The sequence below is a fragment of the Streptomyces sp. NPDC052701 genome (assembly GCF_040678355.1).
Taxonomy (GTDB): Bacteria; Actinomycetota; Actinomycetes; order Streptomycetales; family Streptomycetaceae; genus Streptomyces.
Map to the genome: position 1 here is coordinate 91451 of NZ_JBFATO010000014.1, position 17527 is coordinate 108977.

A 17527-nucleotide genomic window follows, 5' to 3' on the forward strand; every position below is an offset into this window, starting at 1 on the left:
AGGCTCCGGCGGCTGCGGCCCGGAACCCGGCAGACCACCGTCCGGTTCCGGCCGCGCCCGCCCCGCGCCCGCCTCAGGCGGCCGGGGCGGTGAGCCAGTCGTCGATCCCCGCCAGCAGCTTCGCCTTCACGCCCTGCGGCGCCGCCGAGCCCCGGACCGACTGCCGGGCCAGCTCCGCCAGCTCCGCGTCCGTGAAACCGTGGTGGCGGCGCGCGAACTCGTACTGGGCCGCCAGCCGCGCACCGAACAGCAGCGGGTCGTCCGCGCCCAGCGCCATCGGCACGCCCGCCTCGAACAGCGTCCGCAGCGGCACGTCCTCCGGCTTCTCGTACACCCCGAGGGCCACGTTCGACGCCGGGCACACCTCGCACGTCACCTGCCGGTCGGCGAGCCGCCTCAGCAGCCGCTCGTCCTCCGCCGCCCGCACCCCGTGACCGATCCGGTGCGCCCGCAGGTCGTCCAGGCAGTCCCGCACCGAGAACGGCCCGGCCAGCTCACCGCCGTGCGGCGCCGACAGCAGCCCGCCCTCCCGCGCGATCGCGAACGCCCGGTCGAAGTCCCGCGCCATGCCCCGCCGCTCGTCGTTGGACAGGCCGAAGCCGATCACGCCCCGGTCCGCGTACCGCACCGCCAGCCGGGCCAGCGTGCGCGCGTCCAGCGGATGCTTCATCCGGTTCGCGGCCACCACCACCCGCATCCCGAGCCCGGTCTCCCGCATCGCTGCGTCCACCGCGTCCAGGATGATCTCCAGCGCCGGGATCAGCCCGCCCAGCCGGGGCGCGTACGAGGTCGGATCGACCTGGATCTCCAGCCAGCCGGAGCCGTCCTTCAGGTCCTCCTCCGCGGCCTCCCGCACCAGCCGCCGGATGTCCTCGGGCTCCCTCAGGCACGAGCGCGCCGCGTCGTACAGCCGCTGGAAGCGGAACCAGCCCCGCTCGTCCGTCGCCCGCAGCCTGGGCGGCTCCCCGCCGGTCAGCGCCTCGGTCAGCGCGTCGGGCAGCCGCACGCCGTACTTGTCGGCCAGCTCCAGCAGGGTGGCGGGCCGCATCGACCCGGTGAAGTGCAGGTGCAGATGGGCTTTCGGCAGCTCAGAGAGATCACGTACACGCTCCATTCCGTGATCCTGCCGTACGCCCCGGCCGCCGCGGTAGCGCTTTCCCCGAACGTGGTCCCGCCGCACGCGCACACGAGAAGCGGGCCGCCCCCCGGGGGAGGACGGCCCGCGCTCGGGAACGGCGTCAGTCCCTGGCCTCCGCCAGCAGCTTCTGGAGCCGGCTCACGCCCTCGACGAGGTCCTCGTCGCCCAGCGCGTACGACAGCCGCAGATAGCCCGGCGTGCCGAAGGCCTCACCGGGGACGACCGCGACCTCGGCCTCCTCCAGGATCAGCGCGGCCAGCTCGACGGTGTCCTGCGGGCGCCTGCCGCGGATCTCCTTGCCGAGCAGGGCCTTCACCGACGGGTAGGCGTAGAACGCGCCCTCGGGCTCCGGGCAGAGCACGCCCTCGATCTCGTTGAGCATCCGCACGATGGTCCTGCGGCGGCGGTCGAAGGCCTCGCGCATCTCGGCGACGGCCTCCAGGCCGCCGGAGACGGCGGCGAGCGCGGCGACCTGGGCCACGTTGGAGACGTTGGACGTGGCGTGCGACTGGAGGTTCGTCGCGGCCTTCACCACGTCCTTCGGGCCGATGATCCACCCGACCCGCCAGCCGGTCATCGCGTACGTCTTGGCGACCCCGTTGACCACGATGCACCTGTCGCGCAGCTCGGGCAGCAGCGCGGGCAGCGACACGGCCGCCGCGTCGCCGTAGACCAGGTGCTCGTAGATCTCGTCGGTCAGCACCCACAGCCCGTGCTCCACGGCCCAGCGGCCGATCGCCCCGGTCTCGGCCTCGCTGTAGACCGCGCCGGTCGGGTTGGACGGCGAGACGAACAGCACGACCTTCGTCTTCTCCGTACGGGCCGCCTCCAGCTGCTCCACGGTCACCCGGTAGCCGGTCGTCTCGTCGGCGACCACCTCCACCGGCACACCGCCCGCCAGCCGGATCGACTCGGGGTACGTCGTCCAGTACGGCGCCGGGACGATGACCTCGTCGCCCGGGTCCAGGATCGCGGCGAAGGCCTCGTAGATGGCCTGCTTGCCGCCGTTGGTGACCAGGACCTGCGACGCGTCGACCTCGTAGCCCGAGTCGCGCAGCGTCTTCGCGGCGATCGCGGACTTCAGCTCCGGCAGGCCGCCGGCCGGGGTGTAGCGGTGGTACTTGGGGTTCTTGCAGGCCTCGACCGCGGCCTCGACGATGTAGTCCGGGGTCGGGAAGTCGGGTTCACCGGCGCCGAAGCCGATCACCGGACGCCCGGCGGCCTTGAGGGCCTTGGCCTTGGCGTCCACGGCGAGGGTGGCGGACTCGGAGATCGCGCCGACTCGGGCGGAGACCCGGCGCTCGGTGGGAGGGGTTGCAGCGCTCATGGGGCCCATCGTCCCAGACCGGAAACGCGCGCGGCACACGGGTTTCACAGACTGAACGGCCCCGGGCAAACCCGTGGACACCAGTGCGGACCAGCCCCGCGGCCAGGGCGATCTCCAGCCGTTCCCCGGCCGGGCCGCCGCCGTTTCACGGCCCCCGGCGCCACCGTCGGGCGCTTTCTGTTCGACGACCGGGCCAGGACCACGTACACTCTCACGTCGTTGGCCTTCAACAGCCGCGCCCGCACGGTGCACACCCAGCATCCGGGCGGATGCGGTACGTTGGGGACACACAAAGGGTCGTAGCTCAATTGGTAGAGCACTGGTCTCCAAAACCAGCGGTTGGGGGTTCAAGTCCCTCCGGCCCTGCTACACACACCTTCGCCAGGATGTGTGCGCATGTACGTACAGCATTGCACCGCCGTGCGGCTCAGACCGGGCGCGGCACGGCCACGACCCGGAATCAGGTGAGGACGAGTGACGGACGCCGTGGGCTCCATCGACATGCCTGATGCCCAGGACGAGGCGCCGGAGTCCAGGAAGAAGAACCGCAAGGGCGGCAAGCGTGCCAAGAAGGGCCCGCTGAAGCGCCTCGCGCTCTTCTACCGTCAGATCATCGCGGAGCTCCGCAAGGTCGTCTGGCCGACGCGATCGCAGCTGACCACCTACACCACCGTGGTGATCATCTTCGTCGTCATCATGATCGCTCTGGTGACCGTGATCGACTATGGGCTCGGCCACGCCGCCAAGTACGTGTTCGGCTGAGCCGCGAGCGAAGAGCGCCGAGGTACCCGGCGCTCCTTTTCGCATGTTCCACCCCTATGTATCCAGGAAGAAGCAGCCACCGTGTCTGACCCGAACGTGAACGACGCCGTCGAGCCTCGCGGCGAAGGGGCCGAGTCCGTCGAGGACGAGCTCGACACCGTCGCGGGCGTGGACAGCGAGGACACCGAGACCTTCGACGAGGTCGAGGCTGCCGACGCCGATGCCGCCGAGGACGAGGACGAGGGCGTCGCCGAGGACGAGGACGCCGAGGAGGCGGAGGCCGAGGTCGAGCCCGAGCCCGAGATCGACCCGGTCGAGAAGCTCCGCCGTGAACTGCGCGGCCTGCCCGGCGAGTGGTACGTCATCCACACCTACGCCGGCTACGAGAAGCGCGTGAAGGCCAACCTGGAGCAGCGCGCCGTCTCGCTGAACGTCGAGGACTTCATCTACCAGGCCGAGGTGCCCGAGGAAGAGATCGTCCAGATCAAGAACGGCGAGCGCAAGACGGTCAAGCAGAACAAGCTGCCGGGCTACGTCCTGGTCCGCATGGACCTGACGAACGAGTCCTGGGGCGTGGTCCGCAACACCCCCGGCGTCACCGGCTTCGTGGGCAACGCCTACGACCCGTACCCGCTGACCCTGGACGAGATCGTCAAGATGCTCGCCCCGGAGGCCGAGGAGAAGGCCGCCCGCGAGGCCGCCGAGGCCGAGGGCAAGCCGGCTCCGCAGCGCAAGGTCGAGGTCCAGGTGCTGGACTTCGAGGTCGGCGACTCGGTCACCGTCACCGACGGCCCGTTCGCCACCCTCCAGGCGACCATCAACGAGATCAACCCGGACTCGAAGAAGGTCAAGGGCCTGGTGGAGATCTTCGGCCGCGAGACGCCGGTCGAGCTCTCCTTCGACCAGATCCAGAAGAACTAGCCGCAGCCGGCCGCTTCTGGACGTACGGCTTCCGAACAGGTCAGACGGGCTTCACGGCCTGTCTGACCTGCTCGGTTTTTGGCCGCGCATGGATACCCGTTATCGTTGTGCGGTATGCCTCCATCCGGATGATCCGGATCGGACGGTGGAAAACTCTCACTAGGACCCGGAGAGAGCACATGCCTCCCAAGAAGAAGAAGGTCACGGGGCTCATCAAGCTCCAGATCCAGGCCGGTGCCGCCAACCCGGCCCCGCCGGTCGGCCCCGCGCTGGGCCAGCACGGCGTCAACATCATGGAGTTCTGCAAGGCCTACAACGCCGCGACCGAGTCGCAGCGCGGTTGGGTCATCCCGGTGGAGATCACGGTCTACGAGGACCGTTCCTTCACCTTCATCACCAAGACCCCGCCGGCCGCCAAGATGATCCTCAAGGCCGCGGGCGTGGAGAAGGGCTCCGGCGAGCCGCACAAGACCAAGGTCGCGAAGATCACCCGCGACCAGGTCCGCGAGATCGCCCAGACGAAGATGCCCGACCTCAACGCCAACGACCTGGACGCCGCCGAGAAGATCATCGCCGGCACCGCCCGTTCCATGGGCGTCACGGTCGAGGGCTGACCTCAACCCCCGTACCAGCAGAAGTGTGGCAGGGCCTGCTCGGCCCGGACCACGACTCCTAAGAACCCCCAGGAGCTTTAAGTGAGCAAGCGCAGCAAGTCTCTCCGCGCTGCGGACGCCAAGATCGACCGGGAGAAGCTCTACGCTCCCCTCGAGGCCGTCCGTCTCGCCAAGGAGACCTCCACGACCAAGTTCGACGGCACCGTCGAGGTCGCCCTGCGTCTGGGCGTCGACCCGCGCAAGGCCGACCAGATGGTCCGTGGCACCGTGAACCTCCCGCACGGCACCGGTAAGACCGCCCGGGTCCTGGTCTTCGCGACCGGCGACCGTGCCGAGGCCGCGCGTGCCGCGGGCGCCGACATCGTCGGCGCCGACGAGCTGATCGACGAGGTGTCGAAGGGCCGTCTGGACTTCGACGCCGTCGTCGCCACCCCGGACCTCATGGGCAAGGTCGGCCGCCTCGGCCGCGTCCTCGGCCCGCGTGGTCTGATGCCGAACCCGAAGACCGGCACCGTCACCCCCGACGTGGCCAAGGCCGTCACCGACATCAAGGGCGGCAAGATCGAGTTCCGCGTCGACAAGCACTCCAACCTGCACTTCATCATCGGCAAGACGTCGTTCGACGACACCAAGCTGGTGGAGAACTACGGCGCGGCGATCGAGGAGATCCTCCGTCTGAAGCCGTCCGCCGCCAAGGGTCGCTACATCAAGAAGGCCGCCATCACCACCACGATGGGCCCCGGCATCCCGGTCGACCCGAACCGCACCCGCAACCTCCTCGTCGAGGAGGACCCGGCCGCGGTCTGAGCCCCGGCGGCTCACGCAACCGGTCACGGGCCCGGCACCTTCACGGTGCCGGGCCCGTTCCCTTTGCCGGCCGACGGCGGCCCGGTCCGCGTGGGACGACCCGGAGCGGCCCCCACCGGCGGAAACCACGGGCCCCGCGCGGCTCCCTGGGATAGGCTCGCGAGCCTGCTGTGCAGCAGCCGTGCATTTCCTTGGGGGGAATCGATGAAGTCGTCCGTGCCGTCCGTGCCGTCCGTGCCGTCCATATCGGCCGCCGCGCTCGCCGCGCTGCTGCTCGCCGGCGGTGCCGTCGGCTGCGGCACCGAGCAGTCGTCCGGGATGACGCCCGCGGCGGCCGTCGCGAAGGCGGCGGAGAAGACCGAGGACATCTCCTCCTTCCGGTACACCATGACCGGCAGGGTTCCGGAGGAGGGCCGGATCGAGGCCGAGGCCGAGATGAGCATCAAGCCCTCCCTCGCCATGAGCATGAAGATGACGGCGCTCGACCGGGGCGCGGACGGCACCGCGCAGATCCGGCTCGTCGACAAGGCGATGTACATCGGCGGGGGAGCCGAGGCCGCCAAGGAGATGGACGGCAAGAGCTGGCTCAAGCTCGACCTGTCCGCGCTCGGCGCCGGCAAGGAGCTGAACGAGCTCGGGACCGCCGGCCAGGCCGACAAGAACCCGGCGGCGGAGTCCGCCCTCCTCACCGGCGCCAAGGACGTGAAGAAGGCCGGCACCGAGCGGGTCGACGGCGTCGAGACCACCCACTACTCGGGCACCGTCACCCTCGACGACTTCCGCGCCTCCCTCGAGGACGAGGAGAAGGCCACCCGCGAGCGGCGCGAGAAGACCATCGAGCAGTACGAGAAGATGGGCGTCGACGAGCTCACCGTGGACATGTGGGTGGACGGCGAGGACCACACCAAGAGGTTCCGCATGCGCGGTGACGCCGACAAGGGCCCGCTCGACATGACCATCACCTTCTTCGACGTCAACAAGCCGGTGACCGTCACGGCGCCGCCCGCCGAGGAGGTCGTCGACTTCGCCGGGATGATGGAGGAGGCGGGCGCCGGCGCCTGAGCGCCGTGAGGAGCGGATTTGCTTGACGGCGACCCGTTCACGTACGCTTCCACAGAAGCCAAAGACCGCTGGTCGTTGCCGTGCGCTCGCATGAGGGCTCGGTGGCCGAAGGATCCGCTGAACTGCGGACGACCCGCGCAGGTGACAGTGGAAGAGCTCCCGGAGTTCGCTGCCGTGTGTGTGCGAATGACCGGTCGAGCTACGCCCCGTGCGCCTGCGCCGGGGCGTTTCGTTTTCCCCAGTCCTCCTTCGGGTCCGCGCGGTCCGAATCACCCGGAAGGAGGCCGAGGCTCTATGGCGAGGCCCGACAAGGCTGCCGCAGTGGCCGAGTTGACGGACCAGTTCCGCAACTCCAGCGCTGCCGTGCTGACCGAGTACCGCGGTCTCACCGTGGCCCAGCTCAAGCAGCTGCGCCGTTCGCTCGGTGAGAACGCCCAGTACGCCGTGGTGAAGAACACGCTGACCAAGATTGCGGCCAACGAGGCCGGGATCACGACGCTGGACGACCTGTTCAACGGTCCGACGGCGGTCGCCTTCGTCACCGGTGACCCGGTGGAGTCGGCGAAGGGTCTTCGTGACTTCGCCAAGGACAACCCGAATCTCGTCATCAAGGGCGGTGTCCTTGACGGCAAGGCGCTGTCCGCCGACGAGATCAAGAAGCTTGCGGACCTCGAGTCCCGCGAGGTTCTGCTCTCCAAGCTGGCCGGTGCCTTCAAGGCGAAGCAGTCCCAGGCTGCCTCCGTCTTCCAGGCGCTGCCGTCGAAGCTCGTCCGCACCGTGGACGCGCTCCGTGCCAAGCAGGACGAGCAGGGCGGTGCCGAGTAATTCGGCTCGCTTTCCGGCCCTCGCCGACCTGAGGCAAGGGTCTTAGCGGGCCCGACGTACGCCCGCCTCACCCAGTACATCCGGCACCTGCCGATTTAGTGGAAGGACCGCCATCATGGCGAAGCTCACCCAGGACGAGCTGCTGGCCCAGTTCGAGGAGATGACCCTCATCGAGCTCTCCGAGTTCGTGAAGGCCTTCGAGGAGAAGTTCGACGTCACCGCCGCCGCGGCCGCCCCGGTCGTCGTCGCCGGTGGTGCCGCCGGTGGCGCCGCCGCCGAGGCCGAGGAGGAGAAGGACGAGTTCGACGTCATCCTCACCGGCGCCGGCGACAAGAAGATCCAGGTCATCAAGGTCGTGCGCGAGCTGACCTCCCTCGGCCTGAAGGAGGCCAAGGACCTGGTCGACGGCACCCCGAAGCCGGTCCTCGAGAAGGTCAACAAGGAGCAGGCCGACAAGGCCGCCGAGGCCCTCAAGGGCGCCGGCGCCTCCGTCGAGGTCAAGTAAGACCTTCCGGGTCCCAGAGACCTGCCGCACAAGGTCCGTCAAGGCCTTGTAACGCTCAAGCGCCGAAGAGCGATCATCCATCCGGGTGGTCGCTCTTCAGCGTTCCCGGAGGCCGGCCACGGTTGCCTTGCACCCGCCGTCGCGGGGGGTATGGTGATCTTCGTCGTGTCTCCGCCCGTCCCGGTTCGGGCAAGGGGGCCTTGACGAACCGCACGCAGCGCGCAATTCTCAGGACGCGTCGTCACAAGGATCCGAATCCGAGGCATGGATCGACGACGAAGAGGGCAGTATCAACGTGCGTTGAGGGCAAGCATGCCGAGGGCGTTGAGGACAACGAGGGTCAACAGGGGTTACGAAAACCCGCACTGGACATCAGTGTGCCAAGTGGCTACACTGACCCTTTGCGCTGCCTGTTAGCTGCCCCCTGCCCGTCACCAGGGGTCTGCCCTCGCCCAAGTACCGACGAACAGATCATCTCCGACCTGGGATATCTGTCTCTGTGCACGGCGGGGGACCGGTACGCGCGTAGTGAGTCCGAGCCCTCGGAAGGACCCCCTCTTGGCCGCCTCGCGCAACGCCTCGACCGCGAATACGAACAACGCTGCCAGCACCGCCCCGCTGCGCATCTCCTTTGCAAAGATCAAGGAGCCCCTCGAGGTTCCGAACCTTCTCGCGCTCCAGACCGAGAGCTTCGACTGGCTGCTCGGCAACGACGCATGGAAGGCTCGCGTCGAGGAGGCCCTGGAGAACGGTCAGGACGTCCCCACCAAGTCCGGCCTCGAGGAGATCTTCGAGGAGATCTCCCCGATCGAGGACTTCTCCGGGTCGATGTCGCTGACCTTCCGCGACCACCGCTTCGAGCCGCCGAAGAACTCGATCGACGAGTGCAAGGAGCGCGACTTCACGTACGCCGCGCCCCTCTTCGTGACGGCCGAGTTCACCAACAACGAGACCGGCGAGATCAAGTCCCAGACGGTCTTCATGGGCGACTTCCCGCTCATGACCAACAAGGGCACCTTCGTCATCAACGGCACCGAGCGTGTCGTCGTGTCGCAGCTGGTGCGTTCGCCCGGCGTCTACTTCGACTCCTCCATCGACAAGACGTCCGACAAGGACATCTTCTCCGCCAAGATCATCCCGTCCCGGGGTGCCTGGCTGGAGATGGAGATCGACAAGCGCGACATGGTCGGCGTCCGCATCGACCGCAAGCGCAAGCAGTCCGTCACCGTCCTGCTCAAGGCGCTCGGCTGGACCACCGAGCAGATCCTCGAGGAGTTCGGCGAGTACGAGTCCATGCGCGCCACCCTGGAGAAGGACCACACCCAGGGCCAGGACGACGCGCTGCTCGACATCTACCGCAAGCTGCGCCCGGGCGAGCCCCCCACGCGCGAGGCCGCGCAGACGCTGCTGGAGAACCTCTACTTCAACCCCAAGCGCTACGACCTGGCCAAGGTCGGCCGCTACAAGGTCAACAAGAAGCTGGGCACGGACACCCCGCTGGACGCCGGGATCCTGACCGTCGAGGACATCATCGCGACGATCAAGTACCTGGTGAAGCTGCACGCCGGCGAGACCGAGACGGTCGGTGACAACGGCCAGTCCGTGGTCGTCGAGACCGACGACATCGACCACTTCGGCAACCGCCGCCTGCGCAGCGTCGGCGAGCTCATCCAGAACCAGGTCCGCACGGGTCTGGCCCGCATGGAGCGCGTCGTCCGCGAGCGGATGACGACCCAGGACGTCGAGGCGATCACGCCGCAGACCCTGATCAACATCCGGCCGGTCGTCGCCTCCATCAAGGAGTTCTTCGGCACCAGCCAGCTGTCCCAGTTCATGGACCAGAACAACCCGCTGTCCGGGCTGACGCACAAGCGTCGTCTGTCCGCGCTCGGCCCGGGTGGTCTGTCCCGTGAGCGGGCCGGCTTCGAGGTCCGTGACGTGCACCCCTCGCACTACGGCCGCATGTGCCCGATCGAGACGCCCGAAGGCCCGAACATCGGTCTGATCGGCTCGCTCGCCACCTACGGCCGCGTCAACGCGTTCGGTTTCGTCGAGACCCCGTACCGCAAGGTCATCGACGGCCAGGTCACCGACACCGTCGACTACCTGACCGCCGACGAGGAGGACCGCTTCGTCATCGCGCAGGCCAACGCGCCGCTGACGGACGAGCTCCGCTTCGCCGAGGCCCGCGTGCTGGTCCGCCGCAAGGGCGGCGAGGTCGACTACGTCGGCCCCGAGGACGTGGACTACATGGACGTCTCGCCGCGCCAGATGGTGTCGGTCGCGACCGCCATGATCCCCTTCCTGGAGCACGACGACGCCAACCGCGCCCTCATGGGCGCGAACATGATGCGCCAGGCCGTTCCGCTGATCCAGGCGGAGTCCCCGCTCGTCGGCACCGGCATGGAGTACCGCTCCGCCGTCGACGCCGGCGACGTGGTCAAGGCCGAGAAGGCGGGCGTGGTCCAGGAGGTCTCCGCGGACTACATCACCACCGCCAACGACGACGGCACGTACATCACGTACCGCCTGGCCAAGTTCGCCCGCTCCAACCAGGGCACCTCGGTCAACCAGAAGGTCATCGTCAACGAGGGCGACCGCGTCGTCGAGGGCCAGGTCCTCGCCGACGGCCCGGCCACCCAGAACGGCGAGATGGCGCTCGGCAAGAACCTGCTGGTCGCGTTCATGCCGTGGGAGGGTCACAACTACGAGGACGCGATCATCCTGTCGCAGCGCCTCGTGCAGGACGACGTCCTCTCCTCGATCCACATCGAGGAGCACGAGGTCGACGCCCGTGACACCAAGCTCGGCCCCGAGGAGATCACCCGGGACATCCCGAACGTCTCCGAGGAGGTCCTCGCCGACCTCGACGAGCGCGGCATCATCCGCATCGGCGCCGAGGTCATCGCCGGCGACATCCTCGTCGGCAAGGTCACGCCCAAGGGTGAGACCGAGCTGACGCCCGAGGAGCGCCTGCTGCGCGCGATCTTCGGTGAGAAGGCCCGTGAGGTCCGTGACACCTCGCTGAAGGTGCCGCACGGCGAGACCGGCAAGGTCATCGGCGTGCGCGTCTTCGACCGCGAGGAGGGCGACGAGCTTCCCCCCGGTGTGAACCAGCTGGTGCGCGTCTACGTCGCGCAGAAGCGCAAGATCACCGACGGTGACAAGCTCGCCGGCCGCCACGGCAACAAGGGCGTCATCTCCAAGATCCTGCCGATCGAGGACATGCCGTTCCTGGAGGACGGCACCCCGGTCGACATCATCCTCAACCCGCTGGGCGTGCCGTCCCGGATGAACCCGGGACAGGTCCTGGAGATCCACCTCGGCTGGCTCGCCAGCCAGGGCTGGGACGTCTCCGGCCTGGCGGACGAGTGGGCGCAGCGCCTGCAGCAGATCGGCGCCGACCGCGTCGAGCCCCGGACGAACGTGGCGACCCCCGTCTTCGACGGTGCCCGTGAGGACGAGCTCGCCGGTCTGCTGGAGAACACCCTGCCCAACCGCGACGGCGAGCGCATGGTGCTCCCGACCGGCAAGGCGCGGCTGTTCGACGGGCGTTCGGGTGAGCCGTTCCCGGACCCGATCTCGGTCGGCTACATGTACATCCTGAAGCTGCACCACCTGGTCGACGACAAGCTGCACGCCCGCTCGACCGGCCCGTACTCCATGATCACCCAGCAGCCGCTGGGCGGTAAGGCCCAGTTCGGCGGTCAGCGGTTCGGCGAGATGGAGGTGTGGGCACTCGAGGCGTACGGCGCCGCCTACGCGCTCCAGGAGCTGCTGACCATCAAGTCCGACGACGTCACCGGCCGCGTGAAGGTCTACGAGGCCATCGTCAAGGGCGAGAACATCCCCGAGCCCGGCATCCCCGAGTCCTTCAAGGTGCTCATCAAGGAGATGCAGTCGCTCTGCCTGAACGTGGAGGTGCTGTCCAGCGACGGTATGTCCATCGAGATGCGCGACACCGACGAGGACGTCTTCCGCGCTGCGGAGGAGCTCGGCATCGACCTGTCCCGGCGCGAGCCGAGCAGCGTCGAAGAGGTCTGACGGGAGTCCGGCGGGGCCCTGACCCACAGGGCCCCGCCGACCCCCAGGCCCCCGTTTCAGACCAAAGACTCACGACCCTGAGAGGGATTGACGCATAGTGCTCGACGTCAACTTCTTCGACGAGCTCCGGATCGGCCTGGCCACCGCTGACGACATCCGTCAGTGGAGCCACGGCGAGGTCAAGAAGCCCGAGACCATCAACTACCGCACCCTCAAGCCCGAGAAGGACGGACTCTTCTGCGAGAAGATCTTCGGTCCGACCCGGGACTGGGAGTGCTACTGCGGCAAGTACAAGCGCGTCCGCTTCAAGGGCATCATCTGCGAGCGCTGCGGCGTCGAGGTCACCCGCGCCAAGGTGCGCCGTGAGCGGATGGGCCACATCGAACTGGCCGCCCCCGTCACGCACATCTGGTACTTCAAGGGCGTTCCGTCGCGGCTGGGCTACCTGCTCGACCTCGCCCCGAAGGACCTGGAGAAGGTCATCTACTTCGCCGCGTACATGATCACGTACGTGGACGAGGAGCGCCGTACGCGCGACCTGCCCTCGCTGGAGGCCCACGTCTCCGTCGAGCGCCAGCAGATCGAGCAGCGCCGCGACGCCGACCTGGAGGCCCGCGCCAAGAAGCTCGAGAGCGACCTGGCCGAGCTGGAGGCCGAGGGCGCCAAGGCCGACGTGCGCCGCAAGGTGCGCGAGGGTGCCGAGCGCGAGATGAAGCAGCTGCGCGACCGCGCCCAGCGCGAGATCGACCGGCTCGACGAGGTGTGGAACCGGTTCAAGAACCTCAAGGTCCAGGACCTGGAGGGCGACGAGCTGCTCTACCGCGAGCTGCGCGACCGCTTCGGTACCTACTTCGACGGCTCGATGGGCGCCGCGGCGCTGCAGAAGCGCCTGGAGTCCTTCGACCTCGAGGAGGAGGCCGAGAAGCTCCGCGAGATCATCCGCACCGGCAAGGGCCAGAAGAAGACCCGCGCCCTCAAGCGCCTGAAGGTCGTCTCCGCGTTCCTGCAGACGTCCAACAGCCCCAAGGGCATGGTGCTGGACTGCGTGCCGGTCATCCCGCCGGACCTGCGTCCGATGGTGCAGCTGGACGGTGGCCGCTTCGCGACCTCCGACCTGAACGACCTGTACCGCCGCGTCATCAACCGCAACAACCGCCTGAAGAGGCTGCTCGACCTCGGCGCGCCCGAGATCATCGTCAACAACGAGAAGCGCATGCTTCAGGAGGCCGTTGACGCCCTCTTCGACAACGGTCGTCGCGGCCGTCCGGTGACCGGCCCGGGCAACCGTCCGCTGAAGTCGCTGTCCGACATGCTCAAGGGCAAGCAGGGCCGCTTCCGTCAGAACCTGCTCGGCAAGCGCGTCGACTACTCGGCGCGTTCCGTGATCGTCGTCGGTCCGCAGCTGAAGCTGCACCAGTGCGGTCTGCCGAAGGCGATGGCGCTGGAGCTGTTCAAGCCGTTCGTGATGAAGCGCCTGGTCGACCTGAACCACGCGCAGAACATCAAGAGCGCCAAGCGGATGGTCGAGCGCGGCCGCACGGTCGTGTACGACGTGCTCGAAGAGGTCATCGCGGAGCACCCGGTCCTGCTGAACCGTGCGCCCACCCTGCACCGCCTCGGCATCCAGGCCTTCGAGCCGCAGCTGGTCGAGGGCAAGGCCATCCAGATCCACCCGCTCGTGTGCACCGCGTTCAATGCGGACTTCGACGGTGACCAGATGGCCGTGCACCTGCCGCTGTCCGCGGAGGCGCAGGCCGAGGCCCGCATCCTGATGCTGTCCTCGAACAACATCCTCAAGCCGGCCGACGGCCGTCCGGTGACGATGCCGACGCAGGACATGGTCCTGGGTCTGTTCTTCCTCACCACCGACGCCGAGGGCCGCGACGTCAAGGGCGAGGGCCGCTCCTTCGCCTCCGTCGCCGAGGCGATCATGGCGTTCGACGCCGGCGAGCTGTCGCTCCAGGCGCCGATCGACGTCCGCTTCCCGGTGGGCACCATCCCGCCGCGCGGCTGGACGCCGCCGGCGCGCGAGGAGGGCGAGCCGGAGTGGCAGCAGGGTGACAGCTTCCGTCTGCGGACCACGCTCGGCCGTGCGCTCTTCAACGAGCTGCTGCCCGAGGACTACCCGTTCGTCGACTACGAGGTCGGCAAGAAGCAGCTCTCCGAGATCGTCAACGACCTCGCCGAGCGCTACCCGAAGGTCATCGTGGCGGCGACGCTCGACAACCTGAAGGCGGCCGGCTTCTACTGGGCCACCCGCTCCGGCGTCACCGTCGCCATCTCCGACGTCGTCGTCCCCGAGGCGAAGAAGGAGATCGTCCGCGGCTACGAGGCGCAGGACGAGAAGGTCCAGAAGCAGTACGAGCGCGGTCTGATCACCAAGGACGAGCGCACGCAGGAGCTCATCGCGATCTGGACCAAGGCGACCAACGAGGTCGCCGAGGCGATGAACGACAACTTCCCGAAGACGAACCCGATCTTCATGATGGTGAACTCGGGCGCCCGAGGGAACATGATGCAGATGCGTCAGATCGCCGGTATGCGCGGTCTGGTGTCCAACGCCAAGAACGAGACCATCCCGCGGCCCATCAAGGCGTCGTTCCGTGAGGGTCTGTCCGTGCTGGAGTACTTCATCTCCACGCACGGTGCCCGTAAGGGTCTGGCGGACACCGCCCTGCGTACCGCCGACTCGGGTTACCTCACCCGTCGTCTGGTCGACGTCTCCCAGGACGTCATCATCCGCGAGGAGGACTGCGGCACCGAGCGCGGCCTGCGGCTGCGGATCGCCGAGCGCAACGCCGAGGGCACCCTGCTCAAGGCGGAGAACGTCGAGACGTCCGTGTACGCGCGCTGCCTCGCCGAGGACATCGTGGTCGACGGGCAGGTGCTGGCCCCGGCCGGCACCGACCTGGGCGACGTCCTCATCGAGGAGCTCGTCCAGCGCGGCGTCGAGGAGGTCAAGACCCGCTCGGTCCTGACCTGCGAGTCCGCCGTCGGCACCTGTGCGATGTGCTACGGCCGTTCGCTGGCCACCGGCAAGCTGGTCGACATCGGTGAGGCGGTCGGCATCATCGCCGCCCAGTCCATCGGTGAGCCCGGTACCCAGCTGACGATGCGTACCTTCCACACCGGTGGTGTGGCCGGTGACGACATCACCCAGGGTCTGCCGCGTGTCGTCGAGCTCTTCGAGGCCCGTACCCCGAAGGGTGTCGCCCCGATCTCCGAGGCCTCCGGCCGCGTGCGGATCGAGGAGACCGAGAAGACCAAGAAGATCGTCATCACCCCGGACGACGGCAGCGACGAGACGGCGTACCCGATCTCCAAGCGCGCCCGTCTCCTGGTCAGCGAGGGCGAGCACGTCGAGGTGGGCCAGAAGCTCACCGTGGGTGCCACCAACCCGCACGACGTGCTGCGCATCCTGGGCCAGCGCGCCGTCCAGGTCCACCTGGTCGGCGAGGTCCAGAAGGTGTACAACTCGCAGGGTGTGTCGATCCACGACAAGCACATCGAGATCATCATCCGGCAGATGCTGCGCCGTGTGACGATCATCGAGTCCGGCGACGCCGAGCTGCTGCCCGGCGAGCTGGTCGAGCGCTCCCGCTTCGAGCAGGAGAACCGTCGTGTGGTCCAGGAGGGCGGTCACCCGGCCTCCGGTCGTCCGCAGCTCATGGGTATCACCAAGGCCTCGCTGGCGACCGAGTCCTGGCTGTCGGCGGCGTCCTTCCAGGAGACGACCAGGGTCCTCACGGACGCGGCGATCAACGCCAAGTCCGACTCCCTGATCGGCCTCAAGGAGAACGTCATCATCGGTAAGCTCATCCCGGCCGGTACGGGTCTGTCCCGCTACCGCAACATCCGGGTCGAGCCGACCGAGGAGGCCAAGGCCGCGATGTACTCGGCCGTCGGCTACGACGACATCGACTACTCGCCGTTCGGCACGGGCTCCGGCCAGGCCGTGCCGCTGGAGGACTACGACTACGGTCCGTACAACCAGTAAGGCGTACGTCTGACGCGTCGAAGGGCGGTCTCTCCCCTGCGGAGGGCCGCCCTTCGGCGTGTGCGGGCGGCCGTTCGCCGGCTCCCGGCGGGAACCGATGCCGCCGCCGGTGCGTTGGAGGATGATGGAGCCACCATCCGGCTTCCGGCGGGGGAGGTGTTTCGTGTCGTATCCGACACCGTGGCAGGGGCAGCACCCCTGGCCAGGGCAGAGCAGCTCATCGATGCTGGCCTCGCACGCCGACCGGGAGCGCGCCGTCGACGTGCTGCGCGCGGGCTTCGGCGAGGGGCGGCTGCAGCAGACCGAGTTCGACAAGCGGATAGCGCGGGTCTACGAGGCGCGTACGGTGGGCGAGCTGGCGCTGCTGGTCGCCGACCTGCCGCAGGGTCCCGTGGCGCAGCCCGCGCCCTTCCAGGGCCCCGGAGCGCAGCCCGTACCCTTCCCCCAGGTCCCCCGGACGTTCCTGCCGGCCCCGGCGCCGCCCACGAACGGCAAGGCGGTCGGTGCCATGATCTGCGGTGTGCTCACCACCATGACCGCCGGGCTCACGGGCGTCCCCGCGGTGATCCTGGGGCACACGGCCCGCGCGGAGATACGCCGTACCGGCGAGGGCGGCGAGGGTCTTGCCCTGGCCGGGCTGATCCTGGGCTGGCTGTCGGTGGCGGGCTGGGCGGTCTTCGTGACGGTCCTGGTCGTGGCGAGCGTGGCGTCCGTGTGACGGCCGTCGGCAGGAGGGCACGACCGCCCGTGCGGCGCCTCCGGACACGGGGGCGTGGCGTCCCGGCGGCGGCCGTACGCCTACCATGTGAAGATCGTGGGCGAAGTTCGTGGAGGGGTGTCCTGACCTGCGCCGCTCGTGGACGCGAAGATCATTCGTTGCGCGTGGTCTTGACAGGGGCCGTACGGCGATGCGGGCCGGGCCCATTTGTTTTGACCGCAGCGAATGCGATAGGTACGCTCAGACCTTGTGCCTGGGGTGTGCCTTGGCTCTCCTGCGTGCCTTCAACCGCATAGGGAGCTGTGAACGGCCACCGTAATCTGCGCCTCTTTCTGCCGCTCGGCAGGAATCCGCGGGATTCGACACACCCGACCGCGTGGGTCGGCGACGTTCCAGGTTAGCTGTACCCATCGGCACACAGAAACCGGAGAAGTAGTGCCTACGATCCAGCAGCTGGTCCGCAAGGGCCGGCAGGACAAGGTCGAGAAGAACAAGACGCCCGCACTCGAGGGTTCCCCTCAGCGCCGCGGCGTCTGCACGCGTGTGTTCACGACCACCCCGAAGAAGCCGAACTCGGCCCTCCGTAAGGTCGCGCGTGTGCGTCTGACCAGCGGTATCGAGGTCACGGCCTACATTCCGGGTGAGGGACACAACCTGCAGGAGCACTCCATCGTGCTCGTGCGCGGCGGCCGTGTGAAGGACCTGCCGGGTGTTCGCTACAAGATCATCCGCGGTTCGCTCGACACCCAGGGTGTCAAGAACCGCAAGCAGGCTCGCAGCCGTTACGGCGCCAAGAAGGAGAAGTAA

General features: G+C 68.3%; 13 protein-coding genes and 1 tRNA gene. 12 read left to right on the forward strand and 2 right to left on the reverse strand.

The window, feature by feature from the left end:
• Window positions 1-73: 73 nt before the first annotated feature.
• Both AB0L29_RS18130 and AB0L29_RS18135 read right to left on the reverse strand, forming a co-directional pair.
• Window positions 74-1114, reverse strand: a complete 1041-nt coding sequence (locus tag AB0L29_RS18130) for an adenosine deaminase (RefSeq protein ID WP_365828240.1) — start codon at window positions 1112-1114, stop codon at window positions 74-76.
• A gap of 124 nt (window positions 1115-1238) precedes the next feature.
• Window positions 1239-2465, reverse strand: coding sequence for a pyridoxal phosphate-dependent aminotransferase (locus AB0L29_RS18135; protein WP_365828242.1), 1227 nt, complete (start codon window positions 2463-2465; stop codon window positions 1239-1241).
• 293 nt (window positions 2466-2758) lie between these two features.
• Between AB0L29_RS18135 and AB0L29_RS18140 the strand changes: the two genes are divergently transcribed.
• The 12 genes from AB0L29_RS18140 (at window position 2759) to rpsL (ending at window position 17527) form a co-directional block, all read left to right on the forward strand.
• Window positions 2759-2831, forward strand: a tRNA-Trp gene (locus AB0L29_RS18140).
• A gap of 108 nt (window positions 2832-2939) precedes the next feature.
• Window positions 2940-3227, forward strand: a complete 288-nt coding sequence (secE, locus tag AB0L29_RS18145; RefSeq protein ID WP_365828244.1) for a preprotein translocase subunit SecE — start codon at window positions 2940-2942, stop codon at window positions 3225-3227.
• 81 nt (window positions 3228-3308) lie between these two features.
• Window positions 3309-4148, forward strand: coding sequence for a transcription termination/antitermination protein NusG (gene nusG, locus AB0L29_RS18150; RefSeq protein WP_365828246.1), 840 nt, complete (start codon window positions 3309-3311; stop codon window positions 4146-4148).
• Between the two features lie 179 nt (window positions 4149-4327).
• Complete coding sequence (rplK, locus tag AB0L29_RS18155) at window positions 4328-4762, forward strand: 50S ribosomal protein L11 (RefSeq protein ID WP_028420794.1); 435 nt, start codon at window positions 4328-4330, stop codon at window positions 4760-4762.
• Window positions 4763-4843: 81 nt separating this feature from the next.
• The gene (gene rplA / locus AB0L29_RS18160) at window positions 4844-5569 is read left to right on the forward strand and encodes a 50S ribosomal protein L1 (RefSeq protein WP_365828248.1); all 726 of its coding nucleotides are present in this window, start codon (window positions 4844-4846) and stop codon (window positions 5567-5569) included.
• Between the two features lie 204 nt (window positions 5570-5773).
• Window positions 5774-6631, forward strand: coding sequence for an LppX_LprAFG lipoprotein (locus tag AB0L29_RS18165; protein WP_365828250.1), 858 nt, complete (start codon window positions 5774-5776; stop codon window positions 6629-6631).
• Between the two features lie 294 nt (window positions 6632-6925).
• The gene (rplJ, locus tag AB0L29_RS18170) at window positions 6926-7456 is read left to right on the forward strand and encodes a 50S ribosomal protein L10 (protein ID WP_365828252.1); all 531 of its coding nucleotides are present in this window, start codon (window positions 6926-6928) and stop codon (window positions 7454-7456) included.
• A 115-nt stretch (window positions 7457-7571) separates the two neighbouring features.
• Window positions 7572-7961 (forward strand): 50S ribosomal protein L7/L12, encoded by a 390-nt coding sequence (gene rplL, locus AB0L29_RS18175; RefSeq protein ID WP_110629789.1) that lies wholly within the window; start codon window positions 7572-7574, stop codon window positions 7959-7961.
• A gap of 558 nt (window positions 7962-8519) precedes the next feature.
• Window positions 8520-12005 (forward strand): DNA-directed RNA polymerase subunit beta, encoded by a 3486-nt coding sequence (gene rpoB / locus AB0L29_RS18180; RefSeq protein ID WP_365828255.1) that lies wholly within the window; start codon window positions 8520-8522, stop codon window positions 12003-12005.
• Window positions 12006-12102: 97 nt separating this feature from the next.
• Window positions 12103-16002 (forward strand): DNA-directed RNA polymerase subunit beta', encoded by a 3900-nt coding sequence (locus AB0L29_RS18185; protein WP_365828257.1) that lies wholly within the window; start codon window positions 12103-12105, stop codon window positions 16000-16002.
• A 163-nt stretch (window positions 16003-16165) separates the two neighbouring features.
• A complete protein-coding gene (locus tag AB0L29_RS18190) occupies window positions 16166-16720 on the forward strand; it encodes a DUF1707 and DUF4190 domain-containing protein (protein ID WP_365828259.1) in 555 nt (184 codons plus the stop codon).
• 435 nt (window positions 16721-17155) lie between these two features.
• Window positions 17156-17527, forward strand: a complete 372-nt coding sequence (gene rpsL / locus AB0L29_RS18195) for a 30S ribosomal protein S12 (protein ID WP_003948652.1) — start codon at window positions 17156-17158, stop codon at window positions 17525-17527.

Bases quoted from the DNA above. Each gene is read 5' to 3' on its own strand.
- AB0L29_RS18130 (WP_365828240.1), bottom strand. From the start codon at position 1,114: ATGGAGCGTGTACGTGATCTCTCTGAGCTGCCGAAAGCCCATCTGCAC.
- AB0L29_RS18135 (WP_365828242.1), bottom strand. From the start codon at position 2,465: ATGAGCGCTGCAACCCCTCCCACCGAGCGCCGGGTCTCCGCCCGAGTC.
- rplJ (WP_365828252.1), top strand. From the start codon at position 6,926: ATGGCGAGGCCCGACAAGGCTGCCGCAGTGGCCGAGTTGACGGACCAG.
- rplK (WP_028420794.1), top strand. From the start codon at position 4,328: ATGCCTCCCAAGAAGAAGAAGGTCACGGGGCTCATCAAGCTCCAGATC.
- AB0L29_RS18165 (WP_365828250.1), top strand. From the start codon at position 5,774: ATGAAGTCGTCCGTGCCGTCCGTGCCGTCCGTGCCGTCCATATCGGCC.
- rplL (WP_110629789.1), top strand. From the start codon at position 7,572: ATGGCGAAGCTCACCCAGGACGAGCTGCTGGCCCAGTTCGAGGAGATG.